The 13867-nt window shown below is 30.6% G+C and carries 19 protein-coding genes; 1 reads left to right on the top strand and 18 read right to left on the bottom strand.

From position 1 onward, the window contains the following. Positions 1-61 precede the first annotated feature (61 nt). A complete protein-coding gene (locus tag WFZ85_RS06580) occupies positions 62-556 on the top strand; it encodes a nuclear transport factor 2 family protein (protein ID WP_342695495.1) in 495 nt (164 codons plus the stop codon). A gap of 75 nt (positions 557-631) precedes the next feature. Here the strand turns inward: WFZ85_RS06580 and WFZ85_RS06575 are convergent, their stop codons facing one another. The 18 genes from WFZ85_RS06575 to WFZ85_RS06490 form a co-directional block, all read right to left on the bottom strand. Next, positions 632-1573 carry an NAD-dependent epimerase/dehydratase family protein gene (locus WFZ85_RS06575; protein WP_342695494.1) on the bottom strand — a complete coding sequence of 314 codons (942 nt, stop codon included), beginning with the start codon at positions 1571-1573 and terminating at the stop codon, positions 632-634. A 59-nt stretch (positions 1574-1632) separates the two neighbouring features. Next, positions 1633-4287 (bottom strand): TonB-dependent receptor, encoded by a 2655-nt coding sequence (locus WFZ85_RS06570; protein ID WP_342695493.1) that lies wholly within the window; start codon positions 4285-4287, stop codon positions 1633-1635. Beyond that, on the bottom strand, positions 4288-4983 hold the full coding sequence (locus WFZ85_RS06565) for a GLPGLI family protein (protein ID WP_342695492.1): 696 nt from the start codon (positions 4981-4983) through the stop codon (positions 4288-4290). A 53-nt stretch (positions 4984-5036) separates the two neighbouring features. After that, complete coding sequence (locus WFZ85_RS06560; protein WP_342695491.1) at positions 5037-5243, bottom strand: hypothetical protein; 207 nt, start codon at positions 5241-5243, stop codon at positions 5037-5039. A 177-nt stretch (positions 5244-5420) separates the two neighbouring features. After that, positions 5421-6122 (bottom strand): GLPGLI family protein, encoded by a 702-nt coding sequence (locus WFZ85_RS06555; RefSeq protein WP_342695490.1) that lies wholly within the window; start codon positions 6120-6122, stop codon positions 5421-5423. Between the two features lie 82 nt (positions 6123-6204). Next, complete coding sequence (locus WFZ85_RS06550) at positions 6205-6414, bottom strand: hypothetical protein (RefSeq protein WP_342695489.1); 210 nt, start codon at positions 6412-6414, stop codon at positions 6205-6207. Between the two features lie 65 nt (positions 6415-6479). Next, entirely contained in the window at positions 6480-7199 is a 720-nt protein-coding gene (locus tag WFZ85_RS06545) for a GLPGLI family protein (protein ID WP_342695488.1), read from the bottom strand. Between the two features lie 54 nt (positions 7200-7253). Continuing rightward, complete coding sequence (locus WFZ85_RS06540; RefSeq protein WP_342695487.1) at positions 7254-7517, bottom strand: hypothetical protein; 264 nt, start codon at positions 7515-7517, stop codon at positions 7254-7256. Positions 7518-7644: 127 nt separating this feature from the next. Further along, complete coding sequence (locus WFZ85_RS06535; RefSeq protein ID WP_342695486.1) at positions 7645-7920, bottom strand: peptidase associated/transthyretin-like domain-containing protein; 276 nt, start codon at positions 7918-7920, stop codon at positions 7645-7647. Further along, the gene (locus tag WFZ85_RS06530) at positions 7907-8617 is read right to left on the bottom strand and encodes a GLPGLI family protein (RefSeq protein ID WP_342695485.1); all 711 of its coding nucleotides are present in this window, start codon (positions 8615-8617) and stop codon (positions 7907-7909) included. The genes WFZ85_RS06535 and WFZ85_RS06530 overlap by 14 nt, the downstream gene beginning before the upstream one ends. A gap of 48 nt (positions 8618-8665) precedes the next feature. Then, positions 8666-8917 carry a hypothetical protein gene (locus WFZ85_RS06525; RefSeq protein WP_342695484.1) on the bottom strand — a complete coding sequence of 84 codons (252 nt, stop codon included), beginning with the start codon at positions 8915-8917 and terminating at the stop codon, positions 8666-8668. A gap of 170 nt (positions 8918-9087) precedes the next feature. Further along, the gene (locus WFZ85_RS06520; RefSeq protein WP_342695483.1) at positions 9088-9267 is read right to left on the bottom strand and encodes a hypothetical protein; all 180 of its coding nucleotides are present in this window, start codon (positions 9265-9267) and stop codon (positions 9088-9090) included. 4 nt (positions 9268-9271) lie between these two features. Then, a complete protein-coding gene (locus WFZ85_RS06515) occupies positions 9272-10012 on the bottom strand; it encodes a GLPGLI family protein (protein WP_342695482.1) in 741 nt (246 codons plus the stop codon). 56 nt (positions 10013-10068) lie between these two features. Then, the gene (locus WFZ85_RS06510; RefSeq protein WP_342695481.1) at positions 10069-10383 is read right to left on the bottom strand and encodes a hypothetical protein; all 315 of its coding nucleotides are present in this window, start codon (positions 10381-10383) and stop codon (positions 10069-10071) included. Between the two features lie 13 nt (positions 10384-10396). Then, on the bottom strand, positions 10397-10666 hold the full coding sequence (locus tag WFZ85_RS06505) for a hypothetical protein (protein WP_342695480.1): 270 nt from the start codon (positions 10664-10666) through the stop codon (positions 10397-10399). Between the two features lie 211 nt (positions 10667-10877). Beyond that, the gene (locus tag WFZ85_RS06500) at positions 10878-11612 is read right to left on the bottom strand and encodes a GLPGLI family protein (protein ID WP_342695479.1); all 735 of its coding nucleotides are present in this window, start codon (positions 11610-11612) and stop codon (positions 10878-10880) included. Beyond that, a complete protein-coding gene (locus tag WFZ85_RS06495) occupies positions 11599-12306 on the bottom strand; it encodes a GLPGLI family protein (RefSeq protein ID WP_342695478.1) in 708 nt (235 codons plus the stop codon). The genes WFZ85_RS06500 and WFZ85_RS06495 overlap by 14 nt, the downstream gene beginning before the upstream one ends. A 71-nt stretch (positions 12307-12377) precedes the next feature. After that, positions 12378-12596 carry a hypothetical protein gene (locus tag WFZ85_RS06490; RefSeq protein ID WP_342695477.1) on the bottom strand — a complete coding sequence of 73 codons (219 nt, stop codon included), beginning with the start codon at positions 12594-12596 and terminating at the stop codon, positions 12378-12380. Between the last annotated feature and the right edge of the window lie 1271 nt (positions 12597-13867).

Genomic DNA, 13867 nt, shown 5'->3' with positions numbered 1-13867 from the left:
TTCTCTTTTTTTAATGGCTAAGTAAACCACGAATATAGCGCAAATCAAAATACCGTTTCTTATGAAAAAAGTACTTCTTTTTATACTATTCACATCTTGTGTCTCTGTCCACAACGCTCAAGAAAAAGTCCAACAGCAAATTAATAATACCTTGGATGCATGGCACAAAGCGGCTGCCGAAGCTAATTTCAACAATTATTTTGACGCGCTAACCGAGGACGCGATTTTCATTGGCACTGATGCTACTGAACATTGGAACAAAACAGCCTTTCAAGCTTATGCAAAACCTTATTTTGACAAAGGCAAAGCATGGAGTTTTACGGCTTTGGAAAGACATATTTATTTCAGCAAGGATAAAAAATTGGCTTGGTTTGACGAACTGTTAGACACACAAATGAAAATCTGTCGCGGTTCGGGCGTAGTAGTTCTCACCGATGGAAAGTGGAAAATAAAACACTACGTCCTTTCCATGACCATTCCTAATGATAATGTGGATGAGGTTGTAAAAATAAAAGCAACTATAGAAGATGCTTTGATTGGTGGTTTGAAGAAGTAAACAGTTTTCAGTCGCAGTTTTCACTAGTTTCATTAACTGAAAACTGAGACTGAGACTGAGACTGAAAACTGCCAACTACTTTTTAAGGTTTTCTAACATTTCTACCGTCATAGAAGCCAAGTCAAAGTGGTGTTTCCAGTTCCAATCGTTTTGTGCGGCAGTGTCATCAATAGAGGCTGGCCAACTGTCGGCAATTTTCTGACGGAAATCGGGTTTGTACGAAATTGTGAAGTTTGGAATGTGCTTTTTTATTTCGGCGGCTATTTCTTTTGGAGTAAAACTAACGCCTGCTAAATTGTAGGAAGAACGAATTTTTATATCTTCGTCTTTGGCTTGCATAATTTCGACTGTGGCACGAATGGCATCGTCCATATACATCATGGGCAAGGCCGTTTCTTCGGAAAGAAAACATTCATAGTTTCCTTCTTTCAACGCTTTGTGATAAATATCTACTGCATAATCAGTTGTTCCTCCGCCAGGTTCAGTTGACCAAGATATTAATCCCGGATACCGAATACTTCGCACATCAACACCATAAATATGATGGTAATATTCACACCATCGTTCGCCCGTTTGTTTACTAATTCCATAAACGGTTGTGGGTTCCATGATGGTATATTGTGGCGTATTGTCTCGTGGTGTTGTAGGTCCGAAAACGGCTATACTCGAAGGCCAAAATATCTTTTTAATTTTTTTGGCTTTCGCCAAATTCAAAACATGAAACAGCGAATTCATATTTAAATCCCAAGCAAATGCTGGGTTCTTTTCTGCCGTTGCCGAGAGTAAAGCCGCCATCAAATAGACATCTGTAATTTGATATTGTTCTACCAAATGTTCAATTTGATTGTAATCTAAAGCATTAACTACTTCAAAAATACCTTCGTTAACGATATCGATATTCAATTTTCGAATGTCTGATGCTATTACATGATCAACTCCATAAATACTGCGAAGCTTTTTAGTAAGCTCAGTACCTATTTGCCCGCAAGCACCAATGATTAGGATTTTTGTGTCCATTTAATGTGTTTTAGATAAACAAAGATAAGGTTTTCGTATAATGGAATGATTACTGACGGCTAAAGTTTATAACTAATAGCAAACAAAACTACTCGTGGCATCACAAAAGTTTGTCGCTGACTAATCACAAAATCGGAAAATGAAAAGTCGTTCTTGGCTTGTAGATTAAACATATTATTGACACTCAATTCAAAACCAAATGGACTATTTTTCTTTTGATAGCGCAACGACGTGTTTGCCATTTCAAAAAAGTTAGTCTGATTGTTGTTATTGGTATTTCGTAGATTTTGATATTCCATTTTATAAATCCAATAGTTTAAAAAAGTAAATTCTAAATTAGTATCAATGGCATCTGATTGAAAATTGGAATTAGTTAATCCCGAAAATTGATTGAACCCTTTGGTGTAACCAATACTGAAATCGGGCCATTTTTTATGGGCTGTTTTTATAGAAATGCCTACTTCTTGGTTATTTCTATTATTTGTAGTTGTTACATCATTAAGTGTTTGGATGTAATTAAACCAGCCAATGTTTGTACTCAATTTTAAATTAAATCGATAAATCTTTTTGCTGATAAAACCATTCAAGCGCCAGTTAGTTTCTGGATTATCTAACAATACAGGTGTATTAAACTGGTTTATTCCGTCAAGAATAATTACGTTTCTGGTGGTTTTTACTTTTTTGTTAAAACTTGCCATGGCGTTTACCATAAGTCCTCGATACATATTCATTTTAGAATAGCGCAAATTCCCAGCATGATATCGTTCGTTTGATAACAGGGCATTGCCTCGAAAAACCGTGTTATAGCTTTGTAGCATAAACCGGTTGGCGAGTTGTGAAACTTCGGGAAAATCATTGACTAAACGGTAATTGAAATTCAACGTTTCTGATTTATTAAACTCATAATCGCTATTCCACTGGGGTTGTAAAAGTGTTTTAGAAATTATAAAATTTGAATTTTCTTGGGTAGTTTTTAAATCATATTGATGTAAATATAGTCCTGGTTTATTCGTCCATTTGCCTATTTTGAACTTATATTCTAACCCAATATAGGCATCATTTAATTGATAATTAGTAGTGTTTCCAAAACCAGCCGATGCAAAGTTATTGACCGAGCCATCAGTCAACAATTGTTTTTCGGAAGTTTGATAATTAGAATACCCATAATTATTTCCAATAACGGTATACAAATGGTTGAAGTTATTAATAATCCAATAATGTTTAAGCAAGGCATCGACACTGTTGTTTTTTATTTTTTGGACTTGTTCAATGGTATACGCTGTATCGGTTTGTAACGGAATTAAACCCTCTAGGAAAGGTTGATCGGTAAACCAAGTATTTTGTGGACGGTTGTTTTCATAAGCATGATTGACAACAAAAGTAGTAGTATGATTGGCGTTTTTATATTGTTTGTGCCACTCAACATATTGTTTTACAGAAACGTAATCGGCATTGCTGATGGTTTCAAAGGTATTGCTATTTAGATTAGTAATAGAGTTTAACGTGCTTACAATATCGTTGGTACTCGATTGTAATTGTCCGTTGTAATACCATTTTTCTTTTTTGTTAGGCGAATAATCAAACTTGATGTTTCCAATGCCTAAAACCGAACGATTATCATTGTTTTGTAACTGATTTTCAAAACTAATGGCATTGTTTTGTAAATATTCGTTGGTGTTTTCATTTCTGGATGCCATAAACACTTTTGAAAAAATACCATAACCCGAAACGTTCCATTTATCGGAAGTATCAAGACTAAAATTGAGTGCGCCAAACTGCGACTTGTTTGCAACTACATCTCTATTATCGTTAGCAAATGCATATAAATTACTCAATGATTTTCTACCCGACAGAAAACTACTTACGCCACCATCAAAGCGCATCAAGTCTTCAAAAGTAAATGTGCTTCGTCCTATATTATTAGCATCACCAATAAAACTGACATTAGTTTTGGGCGAATAATAAAACAATCCTGCGTGAGCCAAACTGTATTTATCGTTACCAATACCTGCTTCAATATCGCCAAAAAGAAATTTCTTTTTATCTTCTTTTAGTTTTACATTCATGGCGAGGTCTTCGCTATCGGAGACTTGCTTCATAAAACCTACTTCGTTAAAATGGTCAATCACTTCTATTTTATCGAGTGCATCAGCAGGAATGTTTTCGACGGCGAGTTTACTTCCGCCACCAAAAAACGATTTGCCTTCCACAAGCATTTTAGTTACTTTTTTGCCCTGAACAGTAACATTTCCTTTTTTATCCACTTCTACACCGGGCAATTTTTCTAGTACTTCTTTCATCTTCCTTTCGTTGCCGTTAGCAAATGATTTTACGTCAAAAGTTACTGTGTCTTTCTTGACCACAATGGGTTTGTACTCGTGTTTAATAACAATTTCTTTAAGTTGTTGTCCGCTTGATTTAAGTTTAAAATTATGAGTAGTAAGGGTCGAATTGGGCTCAACGACTAAAAGTTGTTCTATATAACCTATGTAAGAAGCCGTTACTTCATATTTTACGTTTTGGTCTAACTCTAACTTGTATCTTCCTTTATTATCTGCAATAGCAAACTTGAGTTGGGCGTTTTCGCTTTTTGGCAACGCAATGATATTGGCACTTTCTAGAGGATTGTTTATAGAATCAGAAACCACACCAGTAATAGTGTGGGTTTGGGAGAAGGAAATAGAACAAAAAAGGAAAAAAAGAATTCTAGTCATTTAATTTCCTGATAACGCTTTTTTCTCATACTCTTCTTGAGTTATTGTTTTTCCTTTTGGAAAATCTATTTTTATATGTTCATTTATTAATGATATTTTTACTGCTTGATAAGTCGTGTAGTCCTTATTTAATTCTAAAATTAAGCCTGGTAATCCATGAAATTCTATCGGACCAAAAGGGAAAGGTAAACTTGGTGCAAACCAAGCAGTAATTATTTTTGTTTTTTTTGTATTGTTTCTAGCAACATATTCGTACTCATAGATTGCTTTATAGCACAAGTAATTATCAATTTTTTTTGTTTCCGTTAAAATTTTCCATCCTGAGTTTATTGAACTTGATTTTAATAAAATATTTTCTGCGGTTTTAGTTAAAAGCTCTTTTCTGTTAACATCTAGAAAATAAGCGTCAGTTGTAGTGTAAGCAATTTTAGCAAGATTTATCGTGTTTTCATCATATTGTTCAATATCCAATAGTAAAATTTGATTAAAACTAGATGCATTATTATTAAATTTTAATTCAAATTTTTGGGATTTTGCAATTTCAATAATATTTGAAAGCATTTCACTTCTTGGTTTATTGTCCAATAATGGCACATCAACTGCCGCAATTGCATATTCGATAATTCCTGATTTATTTTGAGCTAAACAAATCGAACAATAAGTAAAGATAAAAATAATAATTAATATTTTTTTCATACGAGAAATTTTAAAAATTTGGGTAGAAAATATTTCTACCCAAAATCAAGCACTTAATTTGCTGTCAACTGTTTTGTGCTTTTGTAACATGCATTTAGTTGTCCTTGATAAAAAGCATTTGATTGCGATGTTGTCCATTGGTTATTTGGATCTGCAGCATCTAGTGCTGCAACTGCAACTGCAATACAATCTACTGCTTTTTCCTCCTCAACCTCAATAGTATTCCCCATCGAAACACTACTAAACGCTACTAGTGCCACGGCACTAAATAATAATTCTACCTACAATTCAAACTTACAATTAATTTCTTGGTTAACCCCTAGTTATAATTGTAAAAGATATTTGTTTGTAAAAACAGCAACCACGTCGATGATAGTGTGAGTTTGGGAGGAAACATCTATGGAAATAAAGAGCAATGAGATTTTTAGCATTTATAATTATTTCCTTTCTAGGACTCCTTTTTCCAATATTTCATCTCTTTCCTTTTCTGTTAAAACTTTTATATTTTGTAATTCCTGTAAACTAAAGCTCTCTTTTGAGTCAAAAATTATTTTTTTAATGCCGTAGACTGCATTTCTTATTTGTAATTCTAAAATTAAACCAGGTAGATTACCATATCCATTTGGACCATGATTATAAGGTAAATCTGGACAAAACCATGCCGTTACAGGATGATTAAATACTTTATTTGGGCTTATAACTTGATAAATACTTGTTGCTTTGTAACATTTATAGTTGTCAATTAACTTACTTTCATTAGTTACATTCCAATCTTCCTTTTGCTTATTTTTTACATAAATATTTTCACCCAGAATGCTACTTTGTAAATAAATAGAATCTTTTACAGAATAAACTTTACCATTATAATTCACAAACAATGGAGTAGAATGATTACTTTGTTCATTGGTTAATATGTTGTAATGAAAAAACTTAGAACTTCCGTTTTTTAATAAAAGTTTAAATGTTTCATTTTTTGCATTCACCGTAGCTTTTTCAAGCATTGATTTCAAGGTTTGGTTGTTTTCAAATAAATTTTCCTCGTGAAGTATCATAATACCATATTCAACCTCAATAGTTTTTCCTTGCGAAAAAACAAAAAAACACGAAAAAATAGATAATAAATAGATTTTTTTCAACATTTTAAAATTATTTAAAAACCCAAGTCACTTTCAATTTTAATAAAAAGTGACATGGGTTAGTTACAGTTAGTTATTAAATTTATTATCTAATGCCTTTTGGAAGGGCTGCACCCATACATTGCCAGTATGCTGTATTTGAATTGGCTGTAGATTCCTCAACTGATAAACCAGATTCTCTAGATGCTATATAAACTGTAAAACTAAGAGCATGACAATCACTATTTTTTTTAATTTGTTTTTTCTCAAATTTTTTAACTATTTGTTTTTTCTCGATTTCAACAGTATTCCCCATCGAAACACCACTAAACGCCACTAGTGCGTAGGCACTAAAAAATAATTTACGGAAAAGTAGAAAATTTACTTATTTTTTAAATATTTAGTTGCTTCATTAAGTCTAGTATTAAAAATATCATTAAACTCTTTTACAGTAACGATATGTCCTTTTTTGACCTCTTCTACCTTTACATTTTTATTTAATTCCATTTTGTCCAAAACAAAAGAGGCATTTTCGTATTCTAATTCAAAAATTAAACCGGGTAATCCTGCGCAATCCATTGGTCCAAATGGTAGGGGAATTTCTGGACAAAACCAAGCGGTCACTGGGAAGGTATATGCACGATCCTTTTTATATCGAACGCGTTGGCTTGTTGCTTTAAAACATTTGTAATTATTTATGAATTTAACTTCATCACTAATTTTCCATCCGATTGTGTCGATAAACTTTATTCTAAACTCAAAATAATCTACGAGTGGCGAAAATGAATTGTTATAGGTAAATGACTTGTCAATGTTTGAATAATACACAGGATTTATGTAACCAGTAAAGGCACTTGCCAATCGTAATGATGATTTATCTTCGGTTAATTTGTCAGTTTCTGAAAAAAGTGAACAGTTTTGATTAAACGTTAAAGTATATTCCAACTTTTCAGAATTTAAAACTGCTTGATTTCTATAAATATCATTTTTTACATCACCAAAAGAAAATAAAATTTTGTAAGTAACCGAGCCTGAATTAATTTGTGCAAACAAACAGGATATATTTGTAATTATTAAAATAATGATTAATTTTTTTGTCATAATAGTTAAGTAAATCACAAACTATTAAAAAATAGTTTGTGATATCTTGTTTAATTAATTACCATCTAAGCTTAGCGCTTTTCTACATGCATTCCATGCGCCTATCGCAATTTGTCCGGCAACTTCACTGCCATACTCTTGTACATTGGCAGCATAAGTGTTTAAAAACGATCCTAAACATGGATCATTAAAAATCCTTGCGGCAACAATTTCGGTTTCTTTATCTTTCGCAACCAATTCCTTAATCTCAATAGTATTCCCCATCGAAACACTACTAAACGCCACTAGTGCCACGGCACTAAATAATAATTTTTTCATTTTTAATAAAATTTAAATTTATAACTAATTTCTTGGTTAACCAACGTAAAATTGAAAAAAAAAAAAAACAGCTTTTCAAAATTTTATGACTATATTAACAAATATTTAACAAGAAGTGTGTTATTTCTTAAAAAGTATAAACAAAGTATTCTCTACTTCTAAATTGTATACCATAACTGCACATCAGGCTTTGTCTTATCTCTAACTTGTATCGACCTTTGTTATCTGCAATAGCAAATTTGAGTTGCGCATTTTCGCTCTTTGGCAAAGCAATAATATTAGCACTTTCTAGAGGATTGTTTAAAGAATCAGAAACCACACCAGTAATAGTGTGGGTTTGGGAGAAGGAGAAAATTGTAAAAAATATAAAAATAAGAAGCGGCTTCATTTTAATCTTTGCCATTCAAAAAATCTTCTCTTAATTCTCTTACTTTGTCTTCTGTAATAGCATTTTTATCATCAGGTTTGTTGATTTTAAAATTATCAAATTGTTTAAATCGTATTATTTTTGCGCCATAAATGACATTTTTATTAACCATCTCCAAAATCAATCCTGGTAGTCCTGAAAATCCTAGTGGTCCAAAAGAAAATGGTATTTCATTAGTAAACCAAACAAAAATACGATTAGTAAACTGCCCCTTTGGATTTGTAATTACTATATCTACATATGCTTTATAGCAAGTGAAAGAAGCAATCTGCTTTTTTTCGTTTGTAATTATCCAATTATGATATTTATATTTTTTCGATAAAACATATTTTCCCAAAATCATATCGTCATGGTCTTCTAAAATTTTTAAACTACTTTTTTCAAAATAAACTGGTGCAAAGTAGCCCGACAAGGCTAATGCTAATTTTGAATTCATGTTTAGATCTTTGTCTAAATCTTTGTGATAGAAAAATGATTCGTTGCCAGTTGCATTTAAAATAAAGTTTAAACTTGTTTTAGTTTCTGATAAAAGCGATAATGATTTATCTATTTCGGAACTTGAATTAGCACTTTTATCAATGGCATAATATGCAGTATACTCGACCTGTAAAGAGTCTTTTTGAGAATAAATATTCCAAAAAGATAATAGTAAAAATAACGATATTTTCTTCATATTTTAAAGAGCCTACTTTACGTAAAAAGTAGGCTTGATTAAATTAATTTATGGAGCGACAATTGCCCATGATAATCCTCTAGTACATAAATCATAGTTAAAACTTGCCCAGGTCCAAGCTGAGTCAGCATCATAACCTGCCGTTAAAGCTTGATTAAAGTAGTATTCAAAAGTGCTTCTACATGGATTAGCTTTTTCAACTTTAACAACACTTTCTTTTTGTTCAACCGCTGTAGTATTCCCCATCGAAACACTACTAAACGCTACTAGCGCCACGGCACTAAAAAATAATTTTTTCATTTTTTCTAATTTTTAAAATTAATACATTTTTCTTTTGGTTAACCATTGTAAAATTGAAAAAAAAAAAAAACGATTTTTCATAATTTTATGACAAAATTAACAAATATTTAACGATAATAATAGTGATTGGTTTGATCTTTGAACAAAATAATAAATGCTAATTTCAACCGCTATTTTTCTATTTTATCCACAAAATCAAACTTGAGTTGGGCGTTTTCACTTTTGGGCAAGGCAATGATATTAGCACTTTCACGAGGATTGTTTATAGAGTCAGAAACCACACCAGTAATAGTGTGGGTTTGGGAGAAGGAAAGGGTTGAGAAAAGGAGGAAAAAAAGTAGTTTAATCATTCAATTACTTTTGTTTACTCATTGACTGCAAGGTTTCCATTCTAGTTTTTACAATATCATTATATTCAGTTTGTGAAATAGTTTTTTTTGCTGTAGCAATTATAATCTTTACAATATCATTGTCATTAAGAGTTAATGATTTTAAAGTAAAAGCAATATTTTTTTCTTGCAATTCTAATATTAATCCGGGCAAACCTGAATATTTTGTTGGACCAAAAGAAAATGGAATAGTTGGGCAGAACCAAGCAATAACATTTTCATTAAATCCTTTATCACCTTTATAAACAATTTTGGTTGTTAAAGCTTTATAACATAAATAATTGTCAATTAATTTACTTTCAGATGTTATAGTCCAATTGATTTTTAAATCTTCTTTTATCAAAAATTCTTTTTGTTGAATCAGAATGCCATCGGCTTTTAATTCACTTAAAAGTATATTTTGTTCAATATTTTGGTAGGATATTTTTGGAGTTTCTGATAAAATATTTGCCATATTAGTAGCAACTATATCAAGTTTTTGATTTTCTTCTTGAAAAAAATTAGCTTCATTTTTATTAAAAACCAATTTATATTCTAAATCATTACAAATATCAATTGCTTTTTGAAGGTAACCATATTTTTTATCCACTTCTAAGGCATCTTTATCAAAAGCAATTTGAAGTTTATAGGTCGCAATACCACTTTTATTTTGTGAGTAAATAAAAGAAAATGTAAATAATAAAAGGAGAGGTAGATATGTTTTCATTTTTTTAAAAAAAATCCATTTTTGTCATTTTCAGACAAAAATGGATTGATTACTATTTACAAATAACCCATACAACCCATAAAAGCACCTAAAGCAATAGAGTTTGCTCTATCAGGTCCAAATATTGCGGTATAAGTTTCTTTTACATCCATTTGAACTTGTGCACAATATGCTATTTGTTCAAATATGCCTCTTGGAATTTTAAAATTAATTGAATTTTCAATTTTTTGATTTTCAATTTTTAAAATATTTGTTTCGATTTTACAATCAATAACCTCTTGTTTTTTTAACTCAATATCATTTGCAAATGCTACTGAACTAATTCCAAACGCTAAAACTAATGTGAATACTAAATTTTTCATTTTTTTCATTTTTATTATTAAACTAAATACCACCCATACAACCAGTCCATGCGCCTTGAGCAATTAATTGTGCTTGAGAAGTGCCAACAACAGGTGTATACGTAGCCAAAACTTCGTTGTAAACTTGTGCACATTCGTTCAAAGCTTTTATAAACGATGGCGGCCATCTATGAGATACAACTTCAATCTTTTCATTTATAGCTGTTTCCTCAACTTCAATAGTATTCCCCATCGAAACACCACTAAACGCCACTAGTGCTAATGCACTAAATAATAATTTTCTACTATCCAAATTTATAAATAATTTCTTAATCAACCTTGATAAGATATATAAAAGATAACTGTTGAAAATATAGTGAACAAATTGGTATTACTCTTAATTTATGAAACCACACCAGTAATAGTGTGGGTTTGGGAGAAGGAGAAAGAAAATGTTAGTAATGCTAACAATAATTTAAACATCAAGATTTGATTTCGTTATTTCAAAATTCAATAATTTAAAACTAATCTTTATTTCTCAATTTTTGAAAGTAAATAAAAAAGTCTTTCTCATCTATAATTTTTAAGTCGGGAGTCATTTTAAATGGAAATTCTTCAAAACTTTCTTCAATATTTGTTGCTGTATAGGTAACTAAATTTTGATTTAATTCTAAAATTAAACCATTCAAATTGCCAAAACCTTTTGGTCCAAATATTGATTTAAAATCCTTACAGTACCAAGCGGTTATTTTATAAGTCCCATTACTTTCTCCATTACCATAATCAATATAAACCATACTATCTGCTCGTTCACATTCGTAACCAAGAATTATTTTTTTTTCGCTGGATAGCTTCCAATTAGTTATAACTTTACTTTTACAAGTTAAGTTTTTAATTAAGTTTTTTTCTGCTACAATGCGATAAAGAAAGTCGTTTTTTGTTTGCCTATAATAACTCCCATTTATATCACAAATCAACAACAAATTTTCAAATTCTTCATCTGATAGATTTTCCATTTTTTTTGCAAAAAAAAACATCTCATTATTATTGTATATCAAATGAAAAGTAGTAAAATTTGCTGCAAATTCTGATGCCTTAAAAAGGTCATCTGTCGCGGTAGATGAATAGTTTGAGTATTCATTAATAGTAACTCTATAAGTAACTTTCGTGTTTTGTGAAAAAAGAAATGAAACAGAAAAAAACGTAAAAACACAAGTTACTATAATTTTTATAAGATTTTTACTTTTATTTTTTTTCAATTTTATCATTAAGCTCTTTTTGTGTTAAGAATTTACCTTGAATGGGTTTTGCAATTACAATCTCTTTTAAATTCAAACTTATTTTTTTAGCACCGATAATTGCACCTTTTTCTTGTAGTTCTAAAATTAAACCTGGTAAACCACCATATCCTTTTGGCCCGAATGGCACTGGGATTTTAGGACAATACCATGCTACTATTTGTCTTTTAAAAGTACCAACACTATTTACAATATCTATTGTCATTGTAGCTTTATAACACAAATAATTATCAATTAATTTTGTTTCTTTTGTTAATGTCCAATTAGTTTTGAGTTCATTAGTTACAATAATATTACCTAAATTGTTATTATATTGTTCATTTAAAATTATATCGGAATTTCTATTCCTATAAGTTTTTCCATTTACTCCACTAAAAACTGTAGAGAAAGTAGTATCAACCCCATCAATATTTAAGATGCTGTTTTTAAAAAAGCACATTTCATCTTTATTAAAATTTAAAGTAAATGTTATGTACTTAGCATTTTTTTTTGCTTCTGCAAAGTAAGTTGCCATAACACTATTTTCAAGTTCTTTATCTTCGGCAAAAATCAATCCATATTCTACACTTCCATTTCTGACCTGAGCACTAATGCTTATTGTGAAAATATGAATAAATAATAGAAACAAATTATGACGATATATTAATTGAAGCATTTTATTAATTTTTAGTGACTAACCAAATTAAAATTTAATTGAATTTGATTAGTCATTTATAGATATTTTCTTTATCTAATACCCTTCTTTGTTGTTTTTTCACATTGCAAAAATGCTGCTGCAGCCATTTCTTGTGACTCACATTCCGAATAGCCGTGTGTAACGGAATAATTATATACATTGTCATATATAATTGCACAAGTTCCTCTTACCTGTATATCTTCCAATGTTTTTGGCATTGCGTGACCTGACAACATGATTAAACTCGCTAAAAGAAATATTTTTTTCATGATACTTATTTTATTGATTTGTCATTCATTCCGATACATTGTTCAAAAACTGCATTTGCAATCTCATTCGCCTCAGCAGGCTACAAGCCTTGATTATAGCAATAAATAATGGTAGATGACTTTACTGCCGCACAATCAACTTTACTCTGATCAATAGTATTCCCCATCGAAACACTACTAAACGCCACTAGTGCCACGGCACTAAATAATAATTTTTTCATTTTTAATAAAATTTAAATTTATAACTAATTTCTTGGTTAACCAACGTAAAATTGAAAAAAAAAAAAAACAGCTTTTCAAAATTTTATGACTATATTAATAAATATTTAACAAGAAGTATGTTATTTCTTAAAAAGTATAAACAAAGTATTCTCTACTTCTAAATTGTATACCATAACTGCACATCAGGCTTTGTCTTATCTTTAACTTGTATCTTCCTTTATTATCTGCAATAGCAAACTTGAGTTGGGCGTTTTCACTTTTGGGCAAGGCAATGATATTAGCACTTTCACGAGGATTGTTTATAGAGTCAGAAACCACACCAGTAATCGTGTGGGTTTGGGAGAAGGAGAATAATAACTAAAATAGTAATGGCTATTTCTACTGAAAAAAATATCAAAAATCCAAACTATATCGTATTCATCCATCAACAAATTGACCACCGAAAAACTAATTCAATGTTGTTAAAATCTTCTTTAAACTCAATAAAACAGCTACTTGGCTTATTATTTAACTGGTTTTATCGCAAGATAATACGTCTATTTAGTAAAAAATAACCGTCTGTTTTCTTTGTTTTATCTTTTGTATCGCTATCTATTTGATATTTAAAGTGTAAAAAACCTTCCGATGTATATTTAGGGGGATATTTTCTTACTTCGGACGGCTACTTTTACTCTTCGGACAAGTATTTTTACTCTTCGGACGGATACTTTTACTCTTCGGACAAGTATTTTTAGTCTACTAACAGGTATTTTTACTCTTCGGACGAGTATTTTTACTTTACGGACAACTACTATTGGTTTACGGACAATTATTTTTTACCAGTAAGCCACTATTTTTATATCTCTATTGGCTATTAACATATAAAATTTAGCTATTACTATTCTACTATTGCCTACGGCTTTGCTATAGCAGTGTTTTTTTTATCAAAATTGCTGACATCTTCACTCTTTATTAGCCTTTAACATTAAATGCTCTTAGTTTTTTTTTATTATTAATTATTGATCCATAATGCTTTAAGGAAGATATAAAATGGCCACCAACTTATCTGT

The organism is Flavobacterium aureirubrum (genome assembly GCF_038739835.1).
Taxonomy (GTDB): Bacteria; Bacteroidota; Bacteroidia; order Flavobacteriales; family Flavobacteriaceae; genus Flavobacterium; species Flavobacterium aureirubrum.
The sequence above is the reverse complement of the archived record's forward strand: the minus strand, read 5'-3'. Positions and strand labels throughout refer to the sequence as shown.

Bases quoted from the DNA above. Each gene is read 5' to 3' on its own strand.
- WFZ85_RS06550 (WP_342695489.1), bottom strand. From the start codon at position 6,414: ATGGGGAATACTGTTGAAATCGAGAAAAAACAAATAGTTAAAAAATTT.
- WFZ85_RS06580 (WP_342695495.1), top strand. From the start codon at position 62: ATGAAAAAAGTACTTCTTTTTATACTATTCACATCTTGTGTCTCTGTC.
- WFZ85_RS06520 (WP_342695483.1), bottom strand. From the start codon at position 9,267: ATGATTAAACTACTTTTTTTCCTCCTTTTCTCAACCCTTTCCTTCTCC.
- WFZ85_RS06510 (WP_342695481.1), bottom strand. From the start codon at position 10,383: ATGAAAAAAATGAAAAATTTAGTATTCACATTAGTTTTAGCGTTTGGA.
- WFZ85_RS06515 (WP_342695482.1), bottom strand. From the start codon at position 10,012: ATGAAAACATATCTACCTCTCCTTTTATTATTTACATTTTCTTTTATT.
- WFZ85_RS06575 (WP_342695494.1), bottom strand. From the start codon at position 1,573: ATGGACACAAAAATCCTAATCATTGGTGCTTGCGGGCAAATAGGTACT.
- WFZ85_RS06535 (WP_342695486.1), bottom strand. From the start codon at position 7,920: ATGGCAAAGATTAAAATGAAGCCGCTTCTTATTTTTATATTTTTTACA.
- WFZ85_RS06540 (WP_342695487.1), bottom strand. From the start codon at position 7,517: ATGAAAAAATTATTATTTAGTGCCGTGGCACTAGTGGCGTTTAGTAGT.
- WFZ85_RS06570 (WP_342695493.1), bottom strand. From the start codon at position 4,287: ATGACTAGAATTCTTTTTTTCCTTTTTTGTTCTATTTCCTTCTCCCAA.
- WFZ85_RS06530 (WP_342695485.1), bottom strand. From the start codon at position 8,617: ATGAAGAAAATATCGTTATTTTTACTATTATCTTTTTGGAATATTTAT.
- WFZ85_RS06545 (WP_342695488.1), bottom strand. From the start codon at position 7,199: ATGACAAAAAAATTAATCATTATTTTAATAATTACAAATATATCCTGT.
- WFZ85_RS06555 (WP_342695490.1), bottom strand. From the start codon at position 6,122: ATGTTGAAAAAAATCTATTTATTATCTATTTTTTCGTGTTTTTTTGTT.
- WFZ85_RS06565 (WP_342695492.1), bottom strand. From the start codon at position 4,983: ATGAAAAAAATATTAATTATTATTTTTATCTTTACTTATTGTTCGATT.
- WFZ85_RS06525 (WP_342695484.1), bottom strand. From the start codon at position 8,917: ATGAAAAAATTATTTTTTAGTGCCGTGGCGCTAGTAGCGTTTAGTAGT.
- WFZ85_RS06490 (WP_342695477.1), bottom strand. From the start codon at position 12,596: ATGAAAAAAATATTTCTTTTAGCGAGTTTAATCATGTTGTCAGGTCAC.
- WFZ85_RS06495 (WP_342695478.1), bottom strand. From the start codon at position 12,306: ATGCTTCAATTAATATATCGTCATAATTTGTTTCTATTATTTATTCAT.